The following is a 21835-nucleotide window of genomic DNA, read 5'->3' as shown; positions in this document are numbered from 1 at the left end:
CGCGGGAACTGCGAACGTGCGCAGCGCCGGGCAAGCGCCCATGGCGCGGGCACTGGCCCCGTCGCGGAGCCTCCTCCCCCGCCTCGGCCGCGCGCCGCCACCTGCCGGGGCCGGCGCTCCAGACTAGGCAAGAACCGACGCAGCGAGACGCACGTCACATTGCAAGACTGTAAATTGCTGTTATCACGGCGGCGTGCCCCCATGAGCCCTTACGGCTCGCTGGCACAATCGATCAACCTCCTCCTCAGTCGACCCCGACTCCACCCCCGTGGAAACACCGCTCGCCGAGCCAGCTCAGTCCTCTCTGTCAGGCGTTGCACGCATGTTGGTGCATGCCGGCAAACTGCAGGCCAAGGCCGCCGAAGATTTGGTGCGTCAGGCGCGCGAGAAAAAGGCGAGCTTCGTCAATACATTGATCGCCAGCGGCCAGGTCAGTCCGTTTGATCTCGCGCACACGCTGTCCAGCGCGCTGGCTCTGCCTTTGCTTGATTTGTCCGCAATGGATCCGCAACGGATGCCAAAGGACGTTATCGACGGCAAACTCGCGCTGCAATATCAGGTCGTCGCGCTCTCGCGGCGCGGCAGCCGTCTGTTCGTTGGCGGCGCCGACCCGACCGACCTCGAGGTCATCGAGCGCATCAAGTTTGCAACCCAGCTGCAGCCCGAATGGGTGATCGTCGAACACGACAAGCTGGCGAAGATGCTGGCTGGCTCGGCCGCCACGACCGCAGAAGCCCTGGAAAGCATCGCTGGCGGCGATATCGATTTCGACATCGCTGAAGATGATTCGTCGGCTCAGCCCGAGGCCGCCGCCGAACTCGCTGACGTCGAAGACGCGCCAGTCGTGCGCTTCCTGCAGAAGATGCTCGTCGATGCGATCAACCTGCGCGCATCCGACCTGCACTTCGAACCCTACGAGTTCCACTACCGTGTCCGCTTCCGTGTCGACGGTGAACTGCGCGAGATCACGCAGCCGCCGATCGCCATCAAGGACAAGCTGTCGTCGCGGATCAAGGTCATCTCCCGGCTCGACATCGCCGAGCGGCGCGTCCCGCAAGACGGCCGGATGAAGCTGAAGTTCGGCACCAAGTCCATCGACTTCCGCGTGAGCACGCTGCCCACGCTGTTCGGCGAAAAAATCGTCATCCGTATCCTGGACTCCTCATCGGCCAAGCTGGGCATCGACGCACTGGGCTACGAGAAGATCGAAAAAGATCGCTTGCTGGCAGCCATCTACCGGCCCTACGGCATGGTGCTCGTGACCGGCCCGACCGGCTCCGGCAAGACGGTGTCGCTCTACACCTGCCTGAACATCCTCAACCAGCCCGGCGTCAACATCTCCACCGTCGAGGACCCGGCCGAAATCAACCTGCCAGGCATCAACCAGGTCAACGTGAATGACAAGGCGGGCCTGAACTTCTCGGCGGCCCTGAAGTCCTTCCTGCGCCAGGATCCCGACATCATCATGGTCGGTGAAATTCGCGACCTGGAGACCGCAGACATCGCCATCAAGGCCGCCCAGACCGGCCACATGGTCATGTCGACGCTGCACACGAACGATGCGCCGAAGACACTGACCCGGCTGCTGAACATGGGCGTCGCGCCGTTCAACATTGCATCCAGCGTGCTGTTGATCACAGCCCAGCGTCTGGTGCGCCGCCTCTGCGAGAGCTGCAAGGCGCCGGCCGACTATCCACGCGACGCAATGCTGAAAGCCGGCTTCGCCGAGACAGACTTCGACGGCAACTGGAAGCCTTATCGCGCCGTGGGTTGCGGCAGTTGCACAAACGGTTACCGCGGACGTCTTGGCCTTTACCAAGTGATGCCCATCACGGAAGAAATCCAGCGCATCATCCTGGCCCAAGGTACGGCGATGGACATCGCCGCGCAGGCGCAGAAAGACGGAGTGCGTGATCTGCGTCAGTCTGGGCTCGTCAAGGTTCGCAACGGCACCACGACGCTGGAAGAAGTCCTGTCCGCCACCAACGAATAAGAAAGTTGCAAGAGAAGCATGGCCACTGCCGCAGCCACAGCCAAGGGCGTCAAGGACTTTGTCTTCGAATGGGAAGGCAAGGATCGCCACGGCAAGATCGTCAAGGGCGAACTGCGCGCTGGCGGCGAGGCCATGGTCAGTGCCACGCTGCGGCGACAAGGCATTCTGGTCAGCAAGGTCAAGAAGCGCCGGGTCAGTGGCGGCACCGCCATCAAGCAGAAGGACATCGCCGTCTTCACGCGGCAGTTGGCGACGATGATGCGGGCCGGCGTGCCGTTGATGCAGGCCTTCGACATCGTGGCGCGCGGCGCGACCAACCCACGCCTGACACGCCTGCTCAACGACATCCGCCAGGATGTCGAAACCGGTACCAGCCTGTCATCGGCCTTCCGCAAGCATCCGATGTATTTCGATGCGCTGTACTGCAACCTGGTCGAGGCCGGTGAGGCCGGCGGTATTCTGGAAGCTCTGCTGGACCGGCTGGCGCTCTACCAGGAAAAGACGGTCGCCATCAAGAACAAGATCAGATCCGCGCTGACCTACCCGATCGCCGTGCTGACGGTCGCGTTCATCGTCGTCGCGGTCATCATGATCTTCGTGGTGCCGGCGTTCAAAGATGTCTTCCAGTCCTTCGGTGCCGATCTGCCGGCGCCGACCGTGGTGGTCATCAACATGTCGGAGTTCTTCGTCGCCTATTGGTGGCTGATCTTCCTCAGCATCGGTGGTGGCGTCTACTTCTTCATCCAGAGCTGGAAGCGCTCGGTGCCCATGCAAAAGCGCATGGATCGCCTCCTGCTGAAGGTGCCGGTGTTCGGCGATCTCATGTACAAGTCCGCCGTCGCACGCTGGACGCGCACGCTGTCGACGATGTTCGCTGCGGGCGTTCCGCTGGTCGAAGCCCTGGATTCCGTAGGCGGTGCTTCCGGCAATGCCGTCTTCCAGGAAGCCACCGAGCAGATCCAGCGCGACGTGTCCTCGGGCTCGTCATTGACGACCTGTATGCAGACGGCAGGCATCTTCCCGACGATGGTGCTGCAGATGGCGTCCATTGGTGAGGAGTCGGGCTCGCTGGACCACATGCTGGCCAAGGCGGCGGAGTTCTATGAGGACGAGGTGGACGAGGCCGTCAAGGCGCTGTCCAGCCTGATGGAGCCCTTCATCATCGTCATTCTCGGCGTGCTGATCGGCGGCATCGTCGTGGCGATGTACATGCCCATCTTCAAGCTCGGCCAGGTCGTCTGACGCCAGCGCGGCGAGGCCGCCAAATGCGGGTAGATTGCTGCCCGCATCTTTTCTTCGCTGCCCACCATGCCCCCTGCTTCCATCGACTGGTCTTTTTGGCTCTCTCCCTGGGTGCTCGGGGTTTTCGGCCTGTGCATCGGCAGTTTTCTGAACGTCGTCATCCATCGGCTGCCGCTGATGCTGGAGCGCCAGTGGCTGCATGAGTCGGCGGCCCAACTGACCGATGCCGCGGCGATGGCGCGAGTCGCGCAGGTGCCGCAGGTTGAGGCTGACAAGCTGGCCAAGGCGGTCGATGACTACGGTACGAAGATCGAGTCGCTGGCACCCTTTGGCATTGCCGCGCCGCGCTCGCGCTGCCCCCGCTGCGGCCACCAGCTGCGCTGGCACGAAAACCTGCCGCTCATCGGCTGGCTGTGCCTCGGCGGCAAATGCGCTGCCTGCAAGGCACCGATCTCCGCGCGCTATCCGCTCGTGGAGCTCACGACCGGACTGGCTTTTGCCGCCCTCTCGTGGCGCTTCGGCGAGCAACCCGCCACGTTGGCGTGGTGCGGCTTCGTCGCAGCCCTCATTGCCCTGGCCATGATCGACTGGGACACCACGCTGCTGCCGGACAGCATCAACCAGCCTTTGCTATGGGCGGGCGTACTCGCCTCGCTGATCGGCTGGACGCCTGTCTCGCTGCAGAGCTCCGTCATCGGTGCGATCGCAGGCTATCTGTCGTTGTGGAGCATCGCCACCGTGTACGAGCGGTTGCGCGGTCAGATCGGCATGGCGCCCGGCGACTTCAAGCTGCTGGCGGCTCTGGGCGCATGGCTGGGTTGGCAGATGCTGCTGCCGGTGGTGCTGGGCGCCTCCGCCGTGGGAGCCGTCGTTGGGCTGTTGATGAAGGTGACCTCGAGCCTGCGCGAAGGGCGCTACGTGCCGTTTGGCCCCTTCCTGGCCGGCGGCGGGCTGGTGGTGCTGTTCGCAGGACGGGAGACGGTGCTCTCCTGGCTCGGCTGGGTGGCATGAGGATAGGCCTGACCGGCGGCATCGGTTCCGGCAAGAGCACGGTTGCTGGTTTCCTGCGCGAAGCGGGCGCCACCATCATCGACACGGACGCGATTGCGCGAACCCTGACCGGCCCGGGCGGCGGCGCCATGGCAGCCATCGAGCAGGCCTTTGGTGCCGACTTCGTTGCCGAGGACGGCGCCATGAACCGCGACCGGATGCGCGCCCTCGCCTTCACCGACTCAACCGCCAAGCGCCGGCTGGAGTCCATCCTGCATCCTCAGATCACGGCGGTCGCACTGACGCAGGCCGAGGCAGCCACCGCGCCGCTGGTGGCCTTCGATGTGCCGTTGCTTGTCGAGTCCGGGCGCTGGCGAGCAAGGGTCGCGCGCGTCCTGGTCGTCGATTGCTCGGCTGACACGCAAATCACGCGCGTCATGCAACGATCAGGCTGGTCCCGCGAGCGCGTTGAAGGTGCGCTCGCGGCACAAACCAGCCGCGAAGCGCGCCGAGCAGCGGCGGACGTGGTGCTGATGAATGATGGGATCGGGCTTGAAGCGCTCAGAAACGAGGTCGTCAAGCTGGCTGAACGCTGGGGGTGTGAAAGAATGTCACCGCCCTGACTGAAGCCTGCGCCGTGGTCCTGTACGAGTATCCGTTCAACGAGAGCATCCGGACAATGCTCCGCCTCGAACACCTGTTCGACCGCCTCGGCGCCCTGATGGCACGCGACCCCGCGCTCGATCACCATTTCGCGCTCGTCACGCTGTTCGAGATCCTCGACGTTGCCTCGCGCGCCGACCTCAAAAGCGATCTGCTGAAGGAACTGGAGAAGCACAAGGTCCAGTTCAATGCCTATCGTGGCAGCCCGGGCGTTGACACCGCTCGACTGGACGAGGTCATCGCCCGCATCGACGGCGCGTTCCAGCGCCTGAACGCGCTCAACGGCAAGACCGGCGCAACGCTCGCCAGCAACGAGTGGCTGATGAGCATTCGCAGCCGCATCAGCATCCCAGGCGGCACCTGCGAATTCGACCTGCCGGCCTACTATCACTGGCAACAGCTGCTGCCGGTGCGCCGCCGCAAGGACTTGGTGAACTGGGCACAGTCGCTCATGCCCATGGCCGAAGCGTTGCAAGTGCTCCTCGGACTGCTGCGCGATTCCGGCGCCCCACACAAGGTCGCCGCTGTCGCGGGTCAGTTTCAACAAAGCCTGCCAGCCGGTCGCGTCTATCAGCTGCTGCGTATGCGCATCGACCCCAGCCTCGGCCTGATCCCTGAAATCTCCGGTCACCGGCTCATGGTCTCCATCCGGCTGATGCGCCAGGATGAAGAAGGGCGCCTCAAGCTGACCCAGGAAGACACCAGCTTCGAACTTTCACTGTGCCAATGAAGACCAACAGCCAGGGCCAACGCTTGGTACGTTGCCCGCAATGCGGCGGCGACAGCGTGTTCGCCCCCAGCAACAAGTGGCGTCCGTTCTGCAGCGAACGCTGCCGCCAGATCGACCTGGGCGCCTGGGCCAGCGAATCATTCCGCGTACCTGCGGCACCACCGCAGGATCCCGATGAAGGCGACCCCGAGCGCGTGGCCGCCTTGCACTAGCCCCCTAGGCGCTCAGCAAACCACGCGACACGAGTTCGCGGCGCGCGCTGGCCGCATCGGTGAACACGAAGGCCTGCCAGTCGCGCGACCGGGCGGCGTCGACATTGGCCGGGTGGTCGTCGATGAACAGCAGCTCAGCGCCCACCGCACCAAACTGCCGCTCGGCGATCTCGAAGATCGGCATGACGGGCTTGCTCTGCTTGACGCGGCCTGAGAAGACGCCCGACTCGAACCACTCGGCCAGCGGGTAGCTGGCGCTGAGATGGTCGGCATAGGGCTCCGGCATGTTGGACAGAAAGTACAAGCTGTGCCCGGCCGCCTTCAGGTCCCGGATCAGCGCAACCGTTCCCGGGATGGGCATGAGCTCGTCAGGCACCGCACGCACGACCGTTTCCACATCGCCGTGCGACCAGCCCGTTCGGGCCGAGATGCGGCGCACCACCTCGTCAGCACCGATCAGCCCCTGGTCGAACAAGCCCCAGTCGCCGCCGTAGTTCTGAAAGAACACGGCCGCCGCCTCGGCCCCCTGCTCCGGCGTTGCGATGCGATGCGACCAGACCCGCGCAAGGAAACTCGCCGGGTGCCAGCGAAACACGACACCGCCAAAATCGAAGACGATCTTCATGTGCTCGTCACGCAGTTGTCAGGCGGCGCAGCAACCCGGCCGTTGAGCCGTCCAGGCCCTGCGCGTCACCGCTCTCCAGGCGCGGCAGCAACTGGTTGCACAGCGCCTTGCCGAGCTCCACGCCCCATTGGTCGAAACTGTTGATGCCCCACAGCGCGCCGGTCACGAACACGCGGTGCTCGTACAACGCGATCAGCGCACCGAGCGACCGGGGTGTCAGCGCATCCAGCACCAGCGTCGTGCTGGGGCGGTTGCCCGGAAAGCTGCGGTGACGGGCGAGAACCTCACGGTCCAGCGTGGCGGAGGCCGTGGGCGCCGTTTCCGTGCGCGCCTCATCGGCCGTCTTGCCCTGCATCAACGCCTGGCTCTGGGCCAGGCAGTTGGCCAGCAGCTTGCGGTGCTGATCGGCGAGCTTGGCCGCCAGCTCACCGCTGGCGCCGTGGTTGGCCCGCTTCACGGCGATGAACTCGACCGGGATGACATCGGTCCCCTGATGCAGCATCTGGAAGTAGGCATGCTGGCCATTGGTGCCCGCCTCGCCCCACACAACGGGCGATGTCGCGAGCGGCAACGCGTTGCCATCAAGGTCGACCCCCTTGCCGTTGCTCTCCATCTCCAGTTGCTGCAGATAGGCCGGCAGCCGGCGCAGGCCCTGGTGATAGGGGGCGACGCTGCGGCTCGTGAAGCCGTGGAAATTGCGGTACCAGATGTCGATCAGGCCCAGCAGCACCGGCAGATTGCCAGCCAGCGGCGATGACGCGAAATGCTGGTCCATCGCATGCGCACCGGCCAGCAGCGCACGGAAGTTGTCGGCGCCCACGGCGATGGCGATGGGCAGGCCGATGACGGACCACAGCGAATAGCGCCCCCCCACCCAATCCCAGAAGCCGAAGGCCGTGTCGATACCAAAGGCCGCTGCGGCCGCGGTATTGCTGCTGGTCGCGACGAAATGGCGCGCCACGTCCGTGCCGCCCACCGCGTGGAACCAGGCCTTGGCGGCCTGGGCGTTGGCGATCGTCTCCTGCGTCGTGAAGGTCTTGGACGCGATGACGAACAGCGTGTGCTGCGCGTTCAACTCGCGCAGTACCGGCGCGAGATCGTGACCGTCGACGTTGGACACGAAATGCAGCCGCAGGTTCGGCGCCCGGAAGGCTTCCAGCGCCTGCACCACCATGGCCGGGCCGAGATCGCTGCCACCAATGCCGATGTGGACCACATCGGTGATCGCGCCGCGCTCGCCGCGGCGGACGCTCTCGGCGAACGCCAGCATGGCCTCCAGCGAGGCCTGCACCTCGGCGTTGAACGGTGCGTCGCTACCCGCGGGCGCCCGCAGCGCCGTGTGCAGCACGGCTCGGCCTTCGGTGTGGTTGACCGGGTCGCCACGCAGCAAGGCGTCGCGGCGCGCCTCCAGGCCGCAATCCGCCGCCAGCTTCAGCAGCAATGCCAGCGTCGACGCGTCGACGCGGTTCTTGGACAGATCGGCGAACACCTCGGGCGCCTCGACAGACAGCGCGCTGAAACGGCCAGCATCGGCCCGGAAGGCGTCGCGGAGATCGAAGCCGCGACCGCTCGCAGCGTAGTGGGCTTGAAGCTCAGCCCAGACGGGCGAGAGGTCGCAGCGTGTGGTCATGGTCAGGCGGCTTCGATGAGCTTGTCGAGCTTGCCGGCGTCGACGGCGAACAAGCGGATGCCCTCGGCCAGTTTTTCCGTGGCCATGGCGTCCTCGTTCAGCGCGAAGCGGAAAGCCGCCTCGTCGAGCCGCACCTCGGGCATCGCCGCCGTCTTGGCGGGGTCCAGCACCCGCGCCATCGGCGCCTCGTTGGCCTGCAGTTGGGCCAGCAGGTCGGGGCTGATGGTCAGCAGGTCGCAGCCGGCCAGCGCCTGGATCTGACCGATGTTGCGGAAGCTCGCACCCATCACCTCGGTCTTGATGCCATGCTGCTTGTAGTAGCTGTAGATCTGCGACACCGACTTCACGCCCGGGTCGTTGACGCCGGACATGGCGGCATCGTCCCAGCCGGCGCCAGCGGACTTCTTGTACCAGTCGTAGATGCGGCCCACGAACGGCGAGATCAGCTGCACCTTGGCTTCGCCACAGGCCACCGCCTGCGCGAAAGCGAACAGCAGCGTCAGGTTGCAATGGATGCCTTCGCGCTCCAGCTCGGCAGCCGCCTGGATGCCCTCCCACGTCGATGCCAGCTTGATCAGCACGCGCTCGCGGCCGATGCCGGCCGCCTCGTACAGCGCGATGATGCGGCGGGCGCGGAACAGGCTGGCCGCCTTGTCAAACGACAACCGGGCATCGACCTCGGTCGACACGCGGCCCGGCACGACCTTCAGGATCTCCAGCCCGAAGCGCACGAGCACATGGTCGACGATCTCGTCGAGCGGCTTGCCGCGATGGGCTTCGACCGTTTCCTTCAGCAGCGGTGCGTAGTCGGGCGACTGCACGGCCTTCAGGATCAGCGACGGATTGGTCGTCGCGTCGCGTGGCGCGAACTGCGCGAGCTGCAGGAAGTTGCCCGTGTCGGCAACGACGGTGGTGAAGGCTTTGAGCTGGTCGAGCTGATTCATGGCATGCGCGCCGGATTGACCCGGCAAAGAAACTGCTGCATAGTATTTCACGAAACTAAGTTACACAACGGTTGGCGCATCCCTCAGACGCTGGCCTGGAGACTCCGCAGATGTCCTTCGATCTCGTGTTCTTTGGCGGTACCGGCGACCTGACGTGGCGCAAGCTGATGCCCGCACTGTTCCAGGCCTTCCGGCACGGCAAATTGCCCGAGGGCGGTCGCATTCTCGCCGTCGCGCGTGACGACCAGACCGACGAGCGTTACCGCGAGTGGTTGAAGGAGCGATTCCGCGAGGTGGACGGCGCCAAGCGCCCGACGGACGAGGAGTTCGAGCAGTTCGCGGCGCTCATCCATTACCGCCGCATGGACCTGGCGCAGGCCGACCATTACCAGGGCCTGAAGGACTGGCTGGACGCACGCAACGCCGACACCGTCGTGCTGTACCTGGCCACCAGCCCTTATTTGTTCACAGGGATCTGCCAGCAACTCGGTGCCGTCGGGCTCAACCACGACAAGGTGCGCGTGGTGCTGGAAAAGCCCCTGGGCCACGACCTGGCCAGCGCGCAGGAGATCAACCGCGCGGTGCGCTGTGTCTTCGCCGAGAGCCAGGCCTTCCGCATCGATCACTACCTGGGCAAGCCGTCGGTGCAGAACCTGATGGCGCTGCGCTTCGGCAACGCGCTGTTCGAGCCGCTGTGGCGCCGCGAGAGCATTGCCAACATCCAGATCACGCTGGCGGAGCGCCTGGGCGTCGGTACGCGGGGCGCGTTCTACGACGGCACCGGCGCGCTGCGCGACATGATCCAGAACCATGCGCTGCAGTTGCTGACGATGATCGCCATGGAGCCGCCCTCCAGCAACGATGCGGACGCGATCCGCGACGAGAAGCTCAAGGTGCTGCGCTCGCTGAAGCCCTTCACGGCCGAGAGCGTGGCGCGCGACGTGGTGCGCGGCCAATACCGCGCCGGCAGCATCGAAGGCGCCTCGGTGCCGGGCTACCTGGACGAGGTCAAGGTGCCGGCCGACAGCACCTGCGAAACCTTCGTCGCGCTACGCACCGAGGTCAACAACTGGCGCTGGGCCGGCGTGCCGTTCTACTTGCGCACCGGCAAGCGGCTGGCGGAGCGCGATGCCCAGATCGTCGTCAACTTCCGGCCCGTTCCCCACAAGATCTTCCCCGGCGCGAGCCAGCCCAATCGCCTGGTCATCAAGCTGCAGCCCGAAGACGGCCTGGAGCTCCAACTGCTGGCACAAAAAGGCACTGGCCATGGCGAGCAGCTGACGCCCGTGTCGCTGGACCTGGACTTCGACAAGGCCTTCGCGACGCAACGCGTCGGCGCGTACGAGCGCCTGCTGCTCGACGCCATTGCCGGGCGACTGAACCTCTTCGTGCGCAGCGACGAGCAGGAGCAGGCCTGGCGCTGGGTGGAGCCCATCCTGGACGCCTGGGCCGCCGACACCAGCGGCCCGCGCCCCTACGCCGCCGGCTCCTGGGGGCCGGCAGCCGCGAGTGCGCTCGTGGCGCGCGACGGCTTCTCGTGGGCAGAAGAGCAATGAAGGACGCCGCGCCGGGCCGCCCCAAGCAAGGCCACACCCTCTTGGAGGGTCGTTCAACGTACCCGTTGAACGGGGAGCAAACATGAGCATCCTCGAGCGCGTCAAGGCAGCCCTGCCCGCATTGCCGCCCGCCGAGCAGCGCGTCGCCAAGCTGCTGCTCACCGATGCCCGCAGCTTCGCCAGCCTGCCGGTCAGCGAACTCGCCGACCGAGCGCATGTCAGCAAGCCCACGGTCGTGCGCTTTTGCCGCAGCGTCGGATACGACGGCCTGGCCGACTTCAAGCTGAAGCTGGCCGGCAGCGTCAACGAAGGCGTGCCCTTTGTGCACCGCGCCGTCGATGAGGACGACAAGCCGGGCGACATCATCGTCAAGGTCGTGGACAACGCGGTGGCTGCCTTGCTGCACTACCGCAACGATGCGGCCAGCCACGCCTTCGAGCGCGCCATCGACGCGCTCACCGAATCGGCCCGCCACAACAAGCGCATCGAGTTCTACGGCGTCGGCAATTCAGGCATCGTGGCGCAGGACGCGCAGCACAAGTTCTTCCGCCTCGGCGTGAATACCGTCGCCACCAGCGACGGCCACGTGCAGCTGATGAGCGCCACCATGCTGCAGCCGGGAGACTGCGCCGTCATCATCAGCAATTCCGGCCGCAGCCGCGACCTGCTGGACGCCGCCGACATCGCCCGCAAGAAGGGCGCGACCATCATCATCATCACGGCCAGCGCCTCGCCGCTGGCCCAACTGGCGCTGGGCCCGGGCCAGATCCTGCTGGCCGTGGACCACCCCGAGGACTTCGACCGCTACAGCCCGATGGTGTCGCGGCTGCTGCACCTCATCGCCGTGGACATCCTGACCACGGGCGTGGCGCTCAAGCTGGGCCAGCACCTGCGGCCCGTGCTGCAGGAAATCAAGAAGAACCTGCGCGCCAAGCGCTACGCCGGCTGATCGATCAGGCAGGTGGCCAGATCAGCTCGGCCACCCCATACACCCGGGCCAGCTCCCGCAGCTTGTCGGGTGCATCGTCGAGCTTGAGCGTCGCCCCTTGTTCGGCGCACTGCCGGCCGGCGGACAGCAGCAGGCTGAGCGCCGACGAATCGAAATCCGTCAACGCCGCTGCGGACAACCTCACCTCGCGCCCGGCGGCCGCCAGCACCTGCGCGGCCTCCGCGCGCAGTGCGGGCGACATCTGAGCCCACGCCGCGCGAGCTCCATCCATGCGCAAGCGCGCTGGCAGCTTCAAAGCGCTCAAGATCAGCTCTTGGCGGCGGGCGCGCTGGCCTTCGCGTTCTTGTCGGCCAGGCTCTTGATCAGCCCGTCGATGCCGTTCGCGCCAATCTCCTGCGCGAAGCTGTTGCGGTATTGATCGGCCAGCCAGATGCCCAGCACATTGACGTCGTAGATCTTCCACTCGGCGCCAGCCTTCTCGAGGCGGTAGTCGAGCTGGATGGCATCACCCTTGCCGCGGATCTCCGTGCGAACGACCACCTCGGTGTCGGTGGGCTGGGCGCGCAGCGGCTTCAGGCCGATGGTCTGGTCCTTCACCTGCGTCAGGGCGCCAGCGTAGGTGCGCATCAGCAGCGTCTTGAACTCGGCCTGCAGCTTGCCTTGCTGCTCAGGTGTGGCCTGCCGCCAAAAACGGCCGACGGCGGAGGCCGTCATGCGCTGGAAGTTGACGTGGGGCATGACCTTGGCTTCCACCAGCGCAATGATCTTGCCGATGTTGCCAGCCTGGATGTCCTTGTCGGACTTGACCGTTTCCAGGACTTCGATGGAGAGGCTGCGGATCAGTTGGTCCGGTGCGCTGCCATCGACCGCGTGGGCTGCATGCACAAAGCCCAAGCTCAGCGTGGCCACGGTGGCGGCGACGAAAACTCGGCGGCGCAGGGAAGTCATCAAGGTCATGGTGTCGCTTTCTCTGAACAGGGACCGGTTTTCAACGCACCAGCCCCGCAATCGGTTCACCGCGAAGCGGCGGAGGCTGGAGGTTCGGCGGCCGCGGCCTCAACGGGCTCCGACGCCGCAGGCTGGGGCGCGGAAGCTGCCGCCGGCGGTGGGGGTGCCGAGGCCGCAACAGCCGGCTCGGCCGGTGCCGATGCCGCACTACCGGGCACCAGAACCTCGACCTCGTCGTCATCGTCGAAGCTGCCGCGCCGCTGCAGGTAGGCGTCGCGGTAGAAGGTGTATTTGTCCAGCGCAATGCCTTCCAGCATTTCACCGGCGCGGAGGAAGTTGGCCCGCGTATTGATCAGGTTGAGCCCGGTGAGCGCCACCTTCTTGCTGCCGTCGTCGAAGACGACGCCCGGTGAAGCCTGCCAATCCACCGGCAGGGCGAGCGAGTCGCGCACCGACGAGGGCCCGAAGAACGGCCAGACGACGTAGGCCCCCGTGCCCATGCCCCACTTGCCCAGTGTCTTGCCGAAGTCCTGGCTGTTCTTGTCCAGACCAGCCTCGGTCGCGATGTCCAGCACCCCCACCAAGCCCAGCGTGGAGTTGACCGCGAAGCGCATGCCCTGCTCCACGCCGGCCTTGAAACGCCCCTGCAGCATCAGGTTCACGGCCGACCAAGCGTCGCCGATGTTGCCGAAGAAGTTGTCAATGCCGGTGCGGATCGGCGAAGGCACCACATCGAAATAAGCCGTCGCCACCGGCTTCATCACGTTCTCGTCGAGCTTCTCGTTGAAGGTGAAGACCTTGCGGTTCCACGACTCCCACGGGTCAAGCCGCTGCCCCTTGGAGCCCATCACCTTGTCCAGCGCCCGGTCGATGCGCGTTCCCACGCCCTTGACCGTCTGGCAGCCGGCCAAGCCCAGCGCCAGCGTCATCAACGCCAGCCAGCGCGCCCAGCCTCTCACGGTTTGCCCCCGGAGGCCGGCGCTGTGGAACCCGTGCTGCCCATGTCCGACGCCTTGCTGTTGATGAACTGGCCGATCAGATTCTCCAGCACCACGGCACTCTGCGTCTGCTTGATCAGATCACCGGCCACGAGGTTCTTCTCGTCGGCGCCGGGCTCCAGGCCGATGTACTGCTCGCCCAGCAGACCCGACGTCAGGATCTTGGCGGAGCTGTCCTTGGGGAACTGGGTGGCCTTGTTCAGGTTGATGAGCACCTTGGCCTGGAAAGTCTTGTCATCGAACGTGATGGCCTCGACCCGGCCGACGACGACGCCGGCGCTCTTCACGGCGGCGTTCGGCTTCAAGCCGCCGATGTTGTCGAACCGCGCCGACACCTGATAGGTGGCGTCGAAATTGAGGCTGAGCAAATTACCGGCCTTCAGCGCCAGGAAGAGCAGCGCCGCGCCGCCCAGCAGCACGAAAAGGCCCACCCAGGCGTCATGTCGAGAGGCTTGCATGTGGTGTCCCTGGCTCCAATCAAATCGAAAACATCATCGCGGTCAGCATGAAGTCCAACGCCAGTACGGCAAGGGACGACAGCACGACGGTGCGGGTGGTGGCCTCAGAAACGCCTTCCGGCGTCGGCCGGCAGGTATATCCCTGCAGCAACGAAACGAAGGTGACGGTCACACCGAACACCAGGCTCTTGATGACGCCGTTGCCGACATCCTTGAACACATCCACGCCGCCTTGCATCTGCGACCAGAACGCGCCAGCGTCGATGCCGATCAAGGGCACGGCCACCAGCCAGCCACCAATGATGCCAACGGCGGAAAAGACGGCGGCCAGCAAGGGCATGGCGATGAAGCCACCCAGGAAGCGCGGCGCGAGCACGCGCTGGATGGGGTCGACCGCCATCATCTCCATGGCCGTCAACTGCTCGCCAGCTTTCATCAGGCCGATCTCAGCGGTCAGCGAGGTACCGGCCCGCCCGGCGAACAGCAGCGCGGTGACGACGGGCCCGAGCTCGCGGACGAGGCTCAACGCCACCAGCAAGCCCACCGCCTCCGCCGAGCCATAACGCTGCAGCGTGTAGTAGCCCTGCAGCGCCAGCACGAAACCGACGAACAGCCCCGAGACGCCGATGATGGACAGAGACTTGTTGCCCAGGTGGTAGATCTGCTCACGCACGAGCACGAAGCGCAGCAGCGCCCGAGGCAGCCGGCCCAGCAGGCTCGCGAACAGCCGCGCGGCCGCGCCCACGTCGGCCAGGTTGTGACGCACGCCAGCGCCAATGCGGGAGGCCAGCGACATCATCATGGCGTCATCCCGAAATCTTCGGCCACGGGGCGCGCCGGTTGGTGGAAGCGAACCGGCCCATCGGGCTCGGCACCCACGAATTGACGCACGAGCGGGTCGTCGCTGTGGCGAAGTTCATCGGGCGTTCCCTGGGCCACCACGCGGCCGTTGGCCACCATGGCCACCTGGTCGGCAATGCCGAAGGTCTCGTGCAAATCATGAGACACGATGACGCTGGTGAGCCCCAAGGCGTCGTTCAGGTCGCGGATGAGCCGCGCCGCCACACCCAGCGAGATCGGGTCCAGGCCCGCAAACGGCTCGTCGTAGAGCACGAGGTCGGGGTCCAGCGCGATCGCCCGGGCGAGCGCCACACGACGCGCCATGCCGCCCGAAATCTCGCTGGGCAGCAGGTCGCGCGCGCCACGCAGGCCCACCGCATTGAGCTTCATCAGCACGAGGTCGCGGATCATGGCCTCGGGCAGATCGGTGTGCTCCCGAAGCGGAAACGCGACGTTCTCGTAAACGCTGAGGTCGGTGAACAGGGCGCCGAACTGGAACAGCATGCCCATGCGACGGCGCACGGCGTACAGGCCGGCCAGGTCCAGCGGCGCGAGATCCTGGCCATCGAACAGCACCTGGCCCGAGAGCGGGCGCAACTGCCGACCTAAGAGGCGAAGCATCGTGGTCTTGCCGCCGCCCGAGGTGCCAATCAGCGCGAGCACCTTGCCGCGCTCGAGCGTGAGATTGACGCTATCCAGAATGATCCGGTCGCCGTAGCCGACGCTGACGTTGCGCAGTTCGATCAGGGGAGCCGGCGGAGATGTCGCGGAATCCATCGATGGGGCCATGAGCCGCTGGGACATAGGGCCAGGCCCTTCAATCCAAAGATGCCATCATAGGTGGAAACACCGACCGGGCTCTGGACGCGGATTCAATGCCCCGGCGGCCGGCGGCCGCTGTCAAACGTGACCTCCACACGGACCCAAGACTTGACCGCCTGGCCGTTCAACTCGCCGGGGGTGAAACCTGCGGCCATGAAGGCCTGACGCGCCTGTTCGAACAGCGGCTCGGGCAACACCGGATCGCCGTCCGGCTCCACACGCTCGACCTGCCCCTGCTCGTCGAGGAAGAGCTTGAGGACCGCCGTGTAGGACGCCTGCGCCGGCCAGCTGTCGGGCCACACCAGCGGGACGGACTTGCGCGCCACCGGCGGCACCGTCAACAACGCACGCGGCACATAAACCACTGGCGCGGCGACCGGTGCAACCGTGTCATGCACGTCGGCGGGCACCGGGGCCGCGGCCGACGCAGAGGCCGGCCGCGCCGGATGGACGATCCGGGGGGTGTCGACGGCCTGGCGGGCAGCGGCCATCGCGGCAGGCTCCGGGCCCAGATGTCGCACGGTCACCGACTGGGGCGCCGTGGCCGGCGGCACCTGCAGCTGCGCTTGCTGCCAACGGTGCGCCTCTTCAGCGCCGAGCACCAGCATCGCGACGTGCCCGGCCAGGGCGCCAACCAGGCACAGCAGCGGCACGCCGCCGGGCCCCTGGCGGCGCGTGTTCGTCCTCAGTTCACCAGTTCGCGCCACGACGTACGACGCAGCGTGCCCGCCGGTGCGCCGGTGTTTTCGGCACCCATGTAAGGCGTGATGGTCTTGTCAGACTTCACGGCCTGAGCCCCCACCGTACCGCCGGAGGTCAAAAACACGGTCACCCCGACCGTCATCACGCTGCTGAAGTAAGACTTCAGCGGCTTGCCGGTTCCCACATCGAGGAAGTACAGCCACGATGTACCGCCCGGTGAGCAGACGGTGGGCGTCGGGATGTTGCTGGCCACGATCAACTGGTTGAGCTGTTGATCGAAGTCGACGTTGACACGCTCGCCCGGGGTCAAGCTCAGGTCCACGTACCAGCCCTTGTTGACCGCCCAGTCCACGGTCGACCCATTGGCCAGCCCGCTGCGATCCGCCGCCAAGGTTTGCTTGACCATGCCGGACGTACTGGCGCGCAGCGCACCCAGCCCGGTGGTGCCGAGTTCATCCTTGAACGTGTAGATCGACTGCACCGATTTGTCGCCCACGTCGGGCACGCCCAGGTAGCGCCCGGTCCCCACCGAGATGACCGAGTACTTGTAGTTGCCGCTGACGATCTCGGTCAGCACAGGCCGGGTCGTGATGGGCTGGGTGCTGCCAGCCGTCTGCCCCAGCAGCACGGCTTCGTTGCCACTGGGGGCCACGTTGTCGTCGAAGTCGAAGCGCCAGATATTGCCCAACATATCGCCGCCATACACACGCGATGCGACACCCAACTTGTCGTCATCAACCCAGGCATTGATGCGGCCCAGATTGCTCGGCGTGCCGGTAGAGCCTGCGTTGGCCGTGCCGATCTTTGTGGCGATCTCGCTGCCGATGCGCGCCCCCGTGAGGGCATTCACGACGTAGAGGCGACCGTTTCCGTCGCCCGGGTTGACGTTGTTGTAGCCCGACGAGAACAACACCACCCAGGTGCCCGCCTTGTTCTTCGTCACGACGGGGTTGCCGAAGGTGTAGCCGAGGTTGTCGTTCGTGAACTCCCAGAGCGGCGTCGGGGATGCAGGATCGGTGATGTCGAGCGCGTAATAGCCACGCCCACCGTTGCCGAGGCCGCCGATCAGGATGGTGCGCCAGTTAGTGCCATCGAACACGTCCGACACAATGGGCGGCGCATCGACGAACGGGCGATGGTTGGTTTCGTAGTTGACATCCGCCAGGCGGTACATGTTGGCCATCACCATCGACGGCACATAGGCCCACAGCTCGGTCCCGCCGGTGGTGTCCGTGGTGCTGTCAGCGACCTTGATCGCATGCAGCATGCCGTCGTTGGCGCCGACATACAGAACGCCATAACCACGCTTATCGGCCTCGCTCTTGGTTGTCGCGACGTAGGCAGCGTGGTTGTTCTCGGTGTATTGCAGCGGCGACTTGCGGACATAGATCGGCCCGCTATTGACGATATCCCCCATGGGGCTCACACGGGTGCGGAACACCTTGTCGTCGGCGCTCGCAGCACTCTGTTCGTAAGTGCTGCCGCCGCGCAGGAAGGCGATCAGGTTGTCGGATGTGGCATTCGCCTTGGCGTTGGTCGTGAGCTTGGTGCACTGGCTCAGCTTTTCCGCACCCGTCGTGCACAGCCCGTCGAACTGGGTCAACAGGCCGGCCGTGCTCAGGTTGGCCTTGGTGAATTCAACCAGCGAGTTGCCGCTCTTGAACAGGATCTTTCTGGAGGTCTGGCCTTTGAGGCGGTCCGCCGATGACCACACGGCAGCCCCAGTCACCGCCCCCGTTGCCGGCAGCACCTTGTAGGCCGTGACCGTGCCGTCCCAGCTGTTCGTGTTGTAGGACGGGACGAACAGCCAGTCGTCACCGGACGTGGGTGTCAGCGAGCTGGTCGCGGCGGCCGCGCCGCTACCGGCCTGCTTGTCGATCGCGGCCAGCGCAGCGGCCAGGCTGTCGGCCATGTCGGTGGAATTCTTTGCGCTGTAATAAGTACCGCGCCCGTTCACCGCCGCGTGCCACAGGTCGTCCACCGCCGTGATCGTGTTGGAGACAGGCTGGGGCCAGACCTTGGTTCCGTTCTTGAGGGCGACAAAGTCGCCGCTCGTCTGCGTCTCGTAGTCCTTGTCATAGGTCAAGGTGCCGTTCAAGCCCAGGCCCATGGTGAACGTCGTCATGAACTGGCCCTTGGCGCCATCCTTGCGCTGAGGAGCCGTTTCCTTTTCACACACGTCCTGGCCGGGCTCCGCGCCGCTGCAGTTGTTCAACGCCGAGGTGCGCAGGTCGTTCACGTAGTAGTACTGCGCCACGTCGGCCAGCGTATCGGCATAGCCAGCACCTTTGTTGCCCTCGTCACGCATCGGCCGTGCGATCCCGGTGCCGGCGTCGGTGTTGCCGACACCCGTCTTCCCGTTCAGGTCCTTGTGCGTGATGCTGTCTTCGTTCCAGTAGCCGTCCGTCGACAGGATGGTGTAGTTGCGCTGGCAGGCGTACTGGATCGGATCGGTCTGGCCACTGAGCTTGTTGGCGAAATATCGCCCCGCACGAGCCAAGGCCGGGCGCAAAGGCGTGGTGCTGGTGCCCGACGTGGAATAGAGGCGCGAGAAAAAGTCCGCCTTCTGGGTTCCGCCGTCGTAATTGCGCACGTTCAGGAACCCGGTGCCGTCTGCGCCACCGTTGCTGTATTCGCTGATCTTCGAGAAGCCGACGCGGAACCGCGACGGGTCAATCTTGGCAAACGCAAAACCCGCGCCGGCGCGGATCGCCAGCATGCGTGTGCGGTAGTAGGAAAACCAGTTGGCGTAGTTCTTCTTCTCCGTGTCGGTCAGAGCATTGGTGACCCGGGTGATCGTGAAATCACTCGCATTGCAAGAAGTGCTGGAGGCCGTGGCTTTGCGCACAGCCCACAGGAATCTCTCGTTGGAGATCTTGGGCGTCTCCGGGTTGTTGTTGGACAGGTTCACCGTGCCGGCACTGGTGTTGTACCCATCGGTCCAGGCGGCCGTGAAGCTCGCATCGGGCATGGATTTGCCGGCGGCGGTAAGCGGCGGCGAATAAATGCGACTCGGATCGTAGAAGATCAGATTGCGGTCGTTGGACCCAAAGCAAACGTCCGATCGCGGCGCGTTATCGGGCAGATAGTTGCTACCCATCGATCCGGAATCGTCCAGGATGAACATGACGTTGCTGCGCACCAGCGTGCCATCGGCCTGCGTGGCCAAGGGGCTGTTGGAAATATCGGCAATCGCAGCGTGGGAAGCGCCGGCCACCAAGGCACACAGCGCCATGGCGGCCCGAGCGATGCGGTTCAAATCGCGAGAGATGTTCATGCTTGCTCCAATGTCTCAGCGCTGGACCATGGTTTCGGTGAACGAGACCGTGCCTCGCGCACTGGTCGAACGCACGACGATGCGGTAGTACTGGGCGTTGACGACCTTGACGTCCGCCTTGCCGTGGCTGTAGTCCACCGCGCCCTTGTTGCCGCCACCCGTCAGCGCGGATCCCAGCGGTGTCGCGCAGTCCACGGCGGACGGCGCACCAACGGCCGAACACAGGCGGGTGATGATGTAGCGGGCCTTGTTGGCGCCGCTGTTCAGGCTGATTTCGGTGTTCACCGGCTTGACGCAATTCGCGTAGGTGCCGGTGGCATACAGCTTGCAGCCATCCTGGTTCCAATCGACCACATCACGGCTGGCGCTGGTGGACCGCTGCCCGGTCACGTCCAGCGCATCGCGGCTGGCCGCGTAATAGCCCGATGCGATGACATCCTGCTCCAAGGTCGCCGGCGCTGCCGCGTTCAGGTAGGTCACCGCCTGCTCGGCGGCCTGGCTGGCCGCAGCGGTCGCATCCTGCTTGAAGCCGAGATTGCCGATGACCAATGAACTGGTGTCAACCGAACGCACGAGTGCCACGGCCGCGAGCGAGATCACGACCAGCGCCATCAGCGCGAACAGCAGCGAGATGCCGCGCTGAGCGCCGTGCGCCGCGCTGCGCTGCGCACCCCTGACGATTTGACGATCAAACATCTCAGATTCCCCAGATCACATTGCGCAATGGAACCGTGACCTCGGACACCGAGTAGCGGTAGTGCTTCCAGTCCGACACCGAGTCGACCTTCAACGTCAGGCATTTGCTGCTGCCGCAAGTCGCGCTGCCGGTAACGCTCGTGGACGTGCCGACATCCCACTGCGGCGACGCCTGCGTCACCTCGTCCTTCTGGTAGGCGTTGCTGCGCGACACCAGCGCAATGCGCACCGATCGCACTTGCTGCCAGCCTGCGTTGGTGGTGGGCGTCACACGGTCATAGCTGTCGACGACGCCGTCGCCATTGGTGTCCTTGCCGTACAGCGCCCGCATGTTGACGATCTGCGCAAAGAGGTCCTGCGCATCCACCCCTCCCGACGTCAGGTTCAGCGTCTGCTGCTGCAGGTCGTAATCGGCGGTCAAAGAGAACGTCCGGCGCACCAACTGCCCCGCGTTGACCAGCAGCGAGCCCGACGGGTATCCACCGGCCGGCGACACCGTGGCGCCTGTATTCCAAGGCGACTGGCCATGAACGAGCTGACCGGAACCGGGCAGCTGGGTGACGACGTAGGCACCGCACCAGTTCGTTGCGTTATAGGCGCTCGGCGTCACGATCACCATGTCACCCGCGGCGATGCCCACAGCGGACCGGACGGTGAAGCGGTCCAGCGTCGTCGGGTGATCGACGCTGACCACGGCCGGGACGGAATAGGGCCGGCTGGAGTACATCACGGTCAGGCTGTCGGGGGCGTCATTGGCGCCGGCCGCGATGACCACGGGCGCCAATGTCCAGGAGGCGGCGCCGGTACTCGTGTGGTTGGCCTGCACGGGGCAGCCCAGCGACGACAGCTGATTGATCAGGCCATAGCCCGACATCTGGATCTCGCGCTGCAGCGTATACAGCGCCAGCGAGCCGTTCACCTGGGCATCGGCGCCACTCGTGGTGGCACGCTTGTACCCCTCGGCGAACGACAGCACCTGAGCCACCACGAGCACCACGATGATGCCCAGCAGCATGCCGATCATCAGCTCGATCAGCGTCACGCCCCGCAGGCAGGCCGCGCGCAGCGGAGCGCTCGGGCGAGGATTGTTCAACGTTGCAATCACGGCTCTCTGCCTCAGTTGATGGACACGGCCGTCGTGTAACGGTTGGTCGACTCGCCCGCCTGAGTCCAGCGGATCTCGATGGCGACCGCGCCGGTGGCGGCATTGACCGTGACGGTCGACGCCCCGCCCGGCAGACGGGCGGCCACGCGCGCATCCCAGTCGACGCAGGCCGTGCCGCAGGAGTTGGAGTCGTACTGGGCCAGGTTGGCGCGATCCGTCCACATCACGCCGATGAGCTGCTGCGCCAGGAACGAGGCCTCGGCACGGAAGGTCGCGGAGGTCTGCGCCCGCGTCATGGCGCTCTGCAAGCCCACGACACCCAGGATGCCCATGGAGCAGATCAACAGCGCGATGAGCGCCTCGAACATCGCGAAGCCGGCGCTGCGGCGGCGCCGCAGCGGTCGAGCGGCAAGGGTTGCATTCATTTCGGGAACTCCGTCCATACCCAAGAGCCG

At 65.4% G+C, this 21835-nt stretch carries 22 protein-coding genes; 8 read left to right on the top strand and 14 right to left on the bottom strand.

Going from position 1 to position 21835, the window contains the following annotated elements; all coding sequences use genetic code 11:
* The first annotated feature begins 322 nt into the window (after positions 1–322).
* From pilB to ACG00X_RS00700, 6 genes are all read left to right on the top strand, one after another.
* Positions 323–1993, top strand: coding sequence for a type IV-A pilus assembly ATPase PilB (pilB, locus tag ACG00X_RS00725; RefSeq protein WP_394486354.1), 1671 nt, complete (start codon positions 323–325; stop codon positions 1991–1993).
* Positions 1994–2011: 18 nt separating this feature from the next.
* Entirely contained in the window at positions 2012–3235 is a 1224-nt protein-coding gene (locus tag ACG00X_RS00720) for a type II secretion system F family protein (protein ID WP_394485950.1), read from the top strand.
* A 66-nt stretch (positions 3236–3301) separates the two neighbouring features.
* Complete coding sequence (locus tag ACG00X_RS00715) at positions 3302–4246, top strand: prepilin peptidase (protein WP_394485948.1); 945 nt, start codon at positions 3302–3304, stop codon at positions 4244–4246.
* Positions 4243–4848, top strand: coding sequence for a dephospho-CoA kinase (gene coaE, locus ACG00X_RS00710; protein ID WP_394485946.1), 606 nt, complete (start codon positions 4243–4245; stop codon positions 4846–4848). The genes ACG00X_RS00715 and coaE overlap by 4 nt, the downstream gene beginning before the upstream one ends.
* Before the next feature lie 14 nt (positions 4849–4862).
* Positions 4863–5618, top strand: coding sequence for a cell division protein ZapD (zapD, locus tag ACG00X_RS00705; protein WP_394485944.1), 756 nt, complete (start codon positions 4863–4865; stop codon positions 5616–5618).
* Positions 5615–5830 (top strand): DNA gyrase inhibitor YacG, encoded by a 216-nt coding sequence (locus ACG00X_RS00700; RefSeq protein ID WP_394485942.1) that lies wholly within the window; start codon positions 5615–5617, stop codon positions 5828–5830. The genes zapD and ACG00X_RS00700 overlap by 4 nt, the downstream gene beginning before the upstream one ends.
* A 4-nt stretch (positions 5831–5834) precedes the next feature.
* Here ACG00X_RS00700 and ACG00X_RS00695 read toward each other — a convergent pair whose 3' ends face one another.
* Genes ACG00X_RS00695 through tal form a run of 3 tightly spaced genes read right to left on the bottom strand, consistent with a single transcriptional unit; the run spans position 5835 to position 9029 of the window.
* Positions 5835–6455 (bottom strand): HAD family hydrolase, encoded by a 621-nt coding sequence (locus ACG00X_RS00695; RefSeq protein WP_394485941.1) that lies wholly within the window; start codon positions 6453–6455, stop codon positions 5835–5837.
* 7 nt (positions 6456–6462) lie between these two features.
* Positions 6463–8085: a glucose-6-phosphate isomerase gene (gene pgi / locus ACG00X_RS00690; protein WP_394485939.1), complete on the bottom strand. Its 1623-nt coding sequence runs from the start codon at positions 8083–8085 to the stop codon at positions 6463–6465.
* A 2-nt stretch (positions 8086–8087) separates the two neighbouring features.
* A complete protein-coding gene (tal, locus tag ACG00X_RS00685) occupies positions 8088–9029 on the bottom strand; it encodes a transaldolase (RefSeq protein ID WP_394485937.1) in 942 nt (313 codons plus the stop codon).
* A 110-nt stretch (positions 9030–9139) separates the two neighbouring features.
* On the opposite strand from tal, the gene zwf reads away from it, so the two are divergent.
* Positions 9140–10585, top strand: coding sequence for a glucose-6-phosphate dehydrogenase (zwf, locus tag ACG00X_RS00680; protein ID WP_394485935.1), 1446 nt, complete (start codon positions 9140–9142; stop codon positions 10583–10585).
* 88 nt (positions 10586–10673) lie between these two features.
* Positions 10674–11534, top strand: coding sequence for a MurR/RpiR family transcriptional regulator (locus tag ACG00X_RS00675; RefSeq protein WP_394486353.1), 861 nt, complete (start codon positions 10674–10676; stop codon positions 11532–11534).
* Positions 11535–11538: 4 nt separating this feature from the next.
* Here ACG00X_RS00675 and ACG00X_RS00670 read toward each other — a convergent pair whose 3' ends face one another.
* The 11 genes from ACG00X_RS00670 to pilV form a co-directional block, all read right to left on the bottom strand.
* Positions 11539–11838, bottom strand: coding sequence for an STAS domain-containing protein (locus ACG00X_RS00670; RefSeq protein WP_394485934.1), 300 nt, complete (start codon positions 11836–11838; stop codon positions 11539–11541).
* Between the two features lie 2 nt (positions 11839–11840).
* Positions 11841–12491: an MlaC/ttg2D family ABC transporter substrate-binding protein gene (locus tag ACG00X_RS00665; protein ID WP_394485931.1), complete on the bottom strand. Its 651-nt coding sequence runs from the start codon at positions 12489–12491 to the stop codon at positions 11841–11843.
* 56 nt (positions 12492–12547) lie between these two features.
* Positions 12548–13441, bottom strand: coding sequence for an MlaA family lipoprotein (locus ACG00X_RS00660; RefSeq protein WP_394485930.1), 894 nt, complete (start codon positions 13439–13441; stop codon positions 12548–12550).
* On the bottom strand, positions 13438–13938 hold the full coding sequence (mlaD, locus tag ACG00X_RS00655) for an outer membrane lipid asymmetry maintenance protein MlaD (RefSeq protein WP_394485928.1): 501 nt from the start codon (positions 13936–13938) through the stop codon (positions 13438–13440). The genes ACG00X_RS00660 and mlaD overlap by 4 nt, the downstream gene beginning before the upstream one ends.
* Positions 13939–13957: 19 nt before the next feature.
* Positions 13958–14740 carry a lipid asymmetry maintenance ABC transporter permease subunit MlaE gene (gene mlaE, locus ACG00X_RS00650; RefSeq protein WP_394485926.1) on the bottom strand — a complete coding sequence of 261 codons (783 nt, stop codon included), beginning with the start codon at positions 14738–14740 and terminating at the stop codon, positions 13958–13960.
* Entirely contained in the window at positions 14737–15555 is an 819-nt protein-coding gene (locus ACG00X_RS00645) for an ABC transporter ATP-binding protein (protein ID WP_394485925.1), read from the bottom strand. The genes mlaE and ACG00X_RS00645 overlap by 4 nt, the downstream gene beginning before the upstream one ends.
* Before the next feature lie 95 nt (positions 15556–15650).
* Positions 15651–16307, bottom strand: a complete 657-nt coding sequence (locus ACG00X_RS00640) for an energy transducer TonB (protein WP_394485923.1) — start codon at positions 16305–16307, stop codon at positions 15651–15653.
* Entirely contained in the window at positions 16286–19579 is a 3294-nt protein-coding gene (locus ACG00X_RS00635) for a pilus assembly protein (RefSeq protein ID WP_394485921.1), read from the bottom strand. The genes ACG00X_RS00640 and ACG00X_RS00635 overlap by 22 nt, the downstream gene beginning before the upstream one ends.
* Before the next feature lie 15 nt (positions 19580–19594).
* Positions 19595–20275 (bottom strand): pilus assembly PilX family protein, encoded by a 681-nt coding sequence (locus tag ACG00X_RS00630; protein ID WP_394485920.1) that lies wholly within the window; start codon positions 20273–20275, stop codon positions 19595–19597.
* 1 nt (position 20276) lies between these two features.
* On the bottom strand, positions 20277–21368 hold the full coding sequence (locus ACG00X_RS00625; RefSeq protein WP_394485918.1) for a PilW family protein: 1092 nt from the start codon (positions 21366–21368) through the stop codon (positions 20277–20279).
* 23 nt (positions 21369–21391) lie between these two features.
* Positions 21392–21805 carry a type IV pilus modification protein PilV gene (gene pilV / locus ACG00X_RS00620; RefSeq protein WP_394485915.1) on the bottom strand — a complete coding sequence of 138 codons (414 nt, stop codon included), beginning with the start codon at positions 21803–21805 and terminating at the stop codon, positions 21392–21394.
* Positions 21806–21835: the final 30 nt, after the last annotated feature.

This window comes from Pelomonas nitida (assembly GCF_043555975.1).
In the GTDB taxonomy this organism is placed as follows: Bacteria; Pseudomonadota; Gammaproteobacteria; order Burkholderiales; family Burkholderiaceae_C; genus Pelomonas; species Pelomonas nitida.
This window is presented reverse-complemented; position numbering and strand designations above follow the sequence as displayed.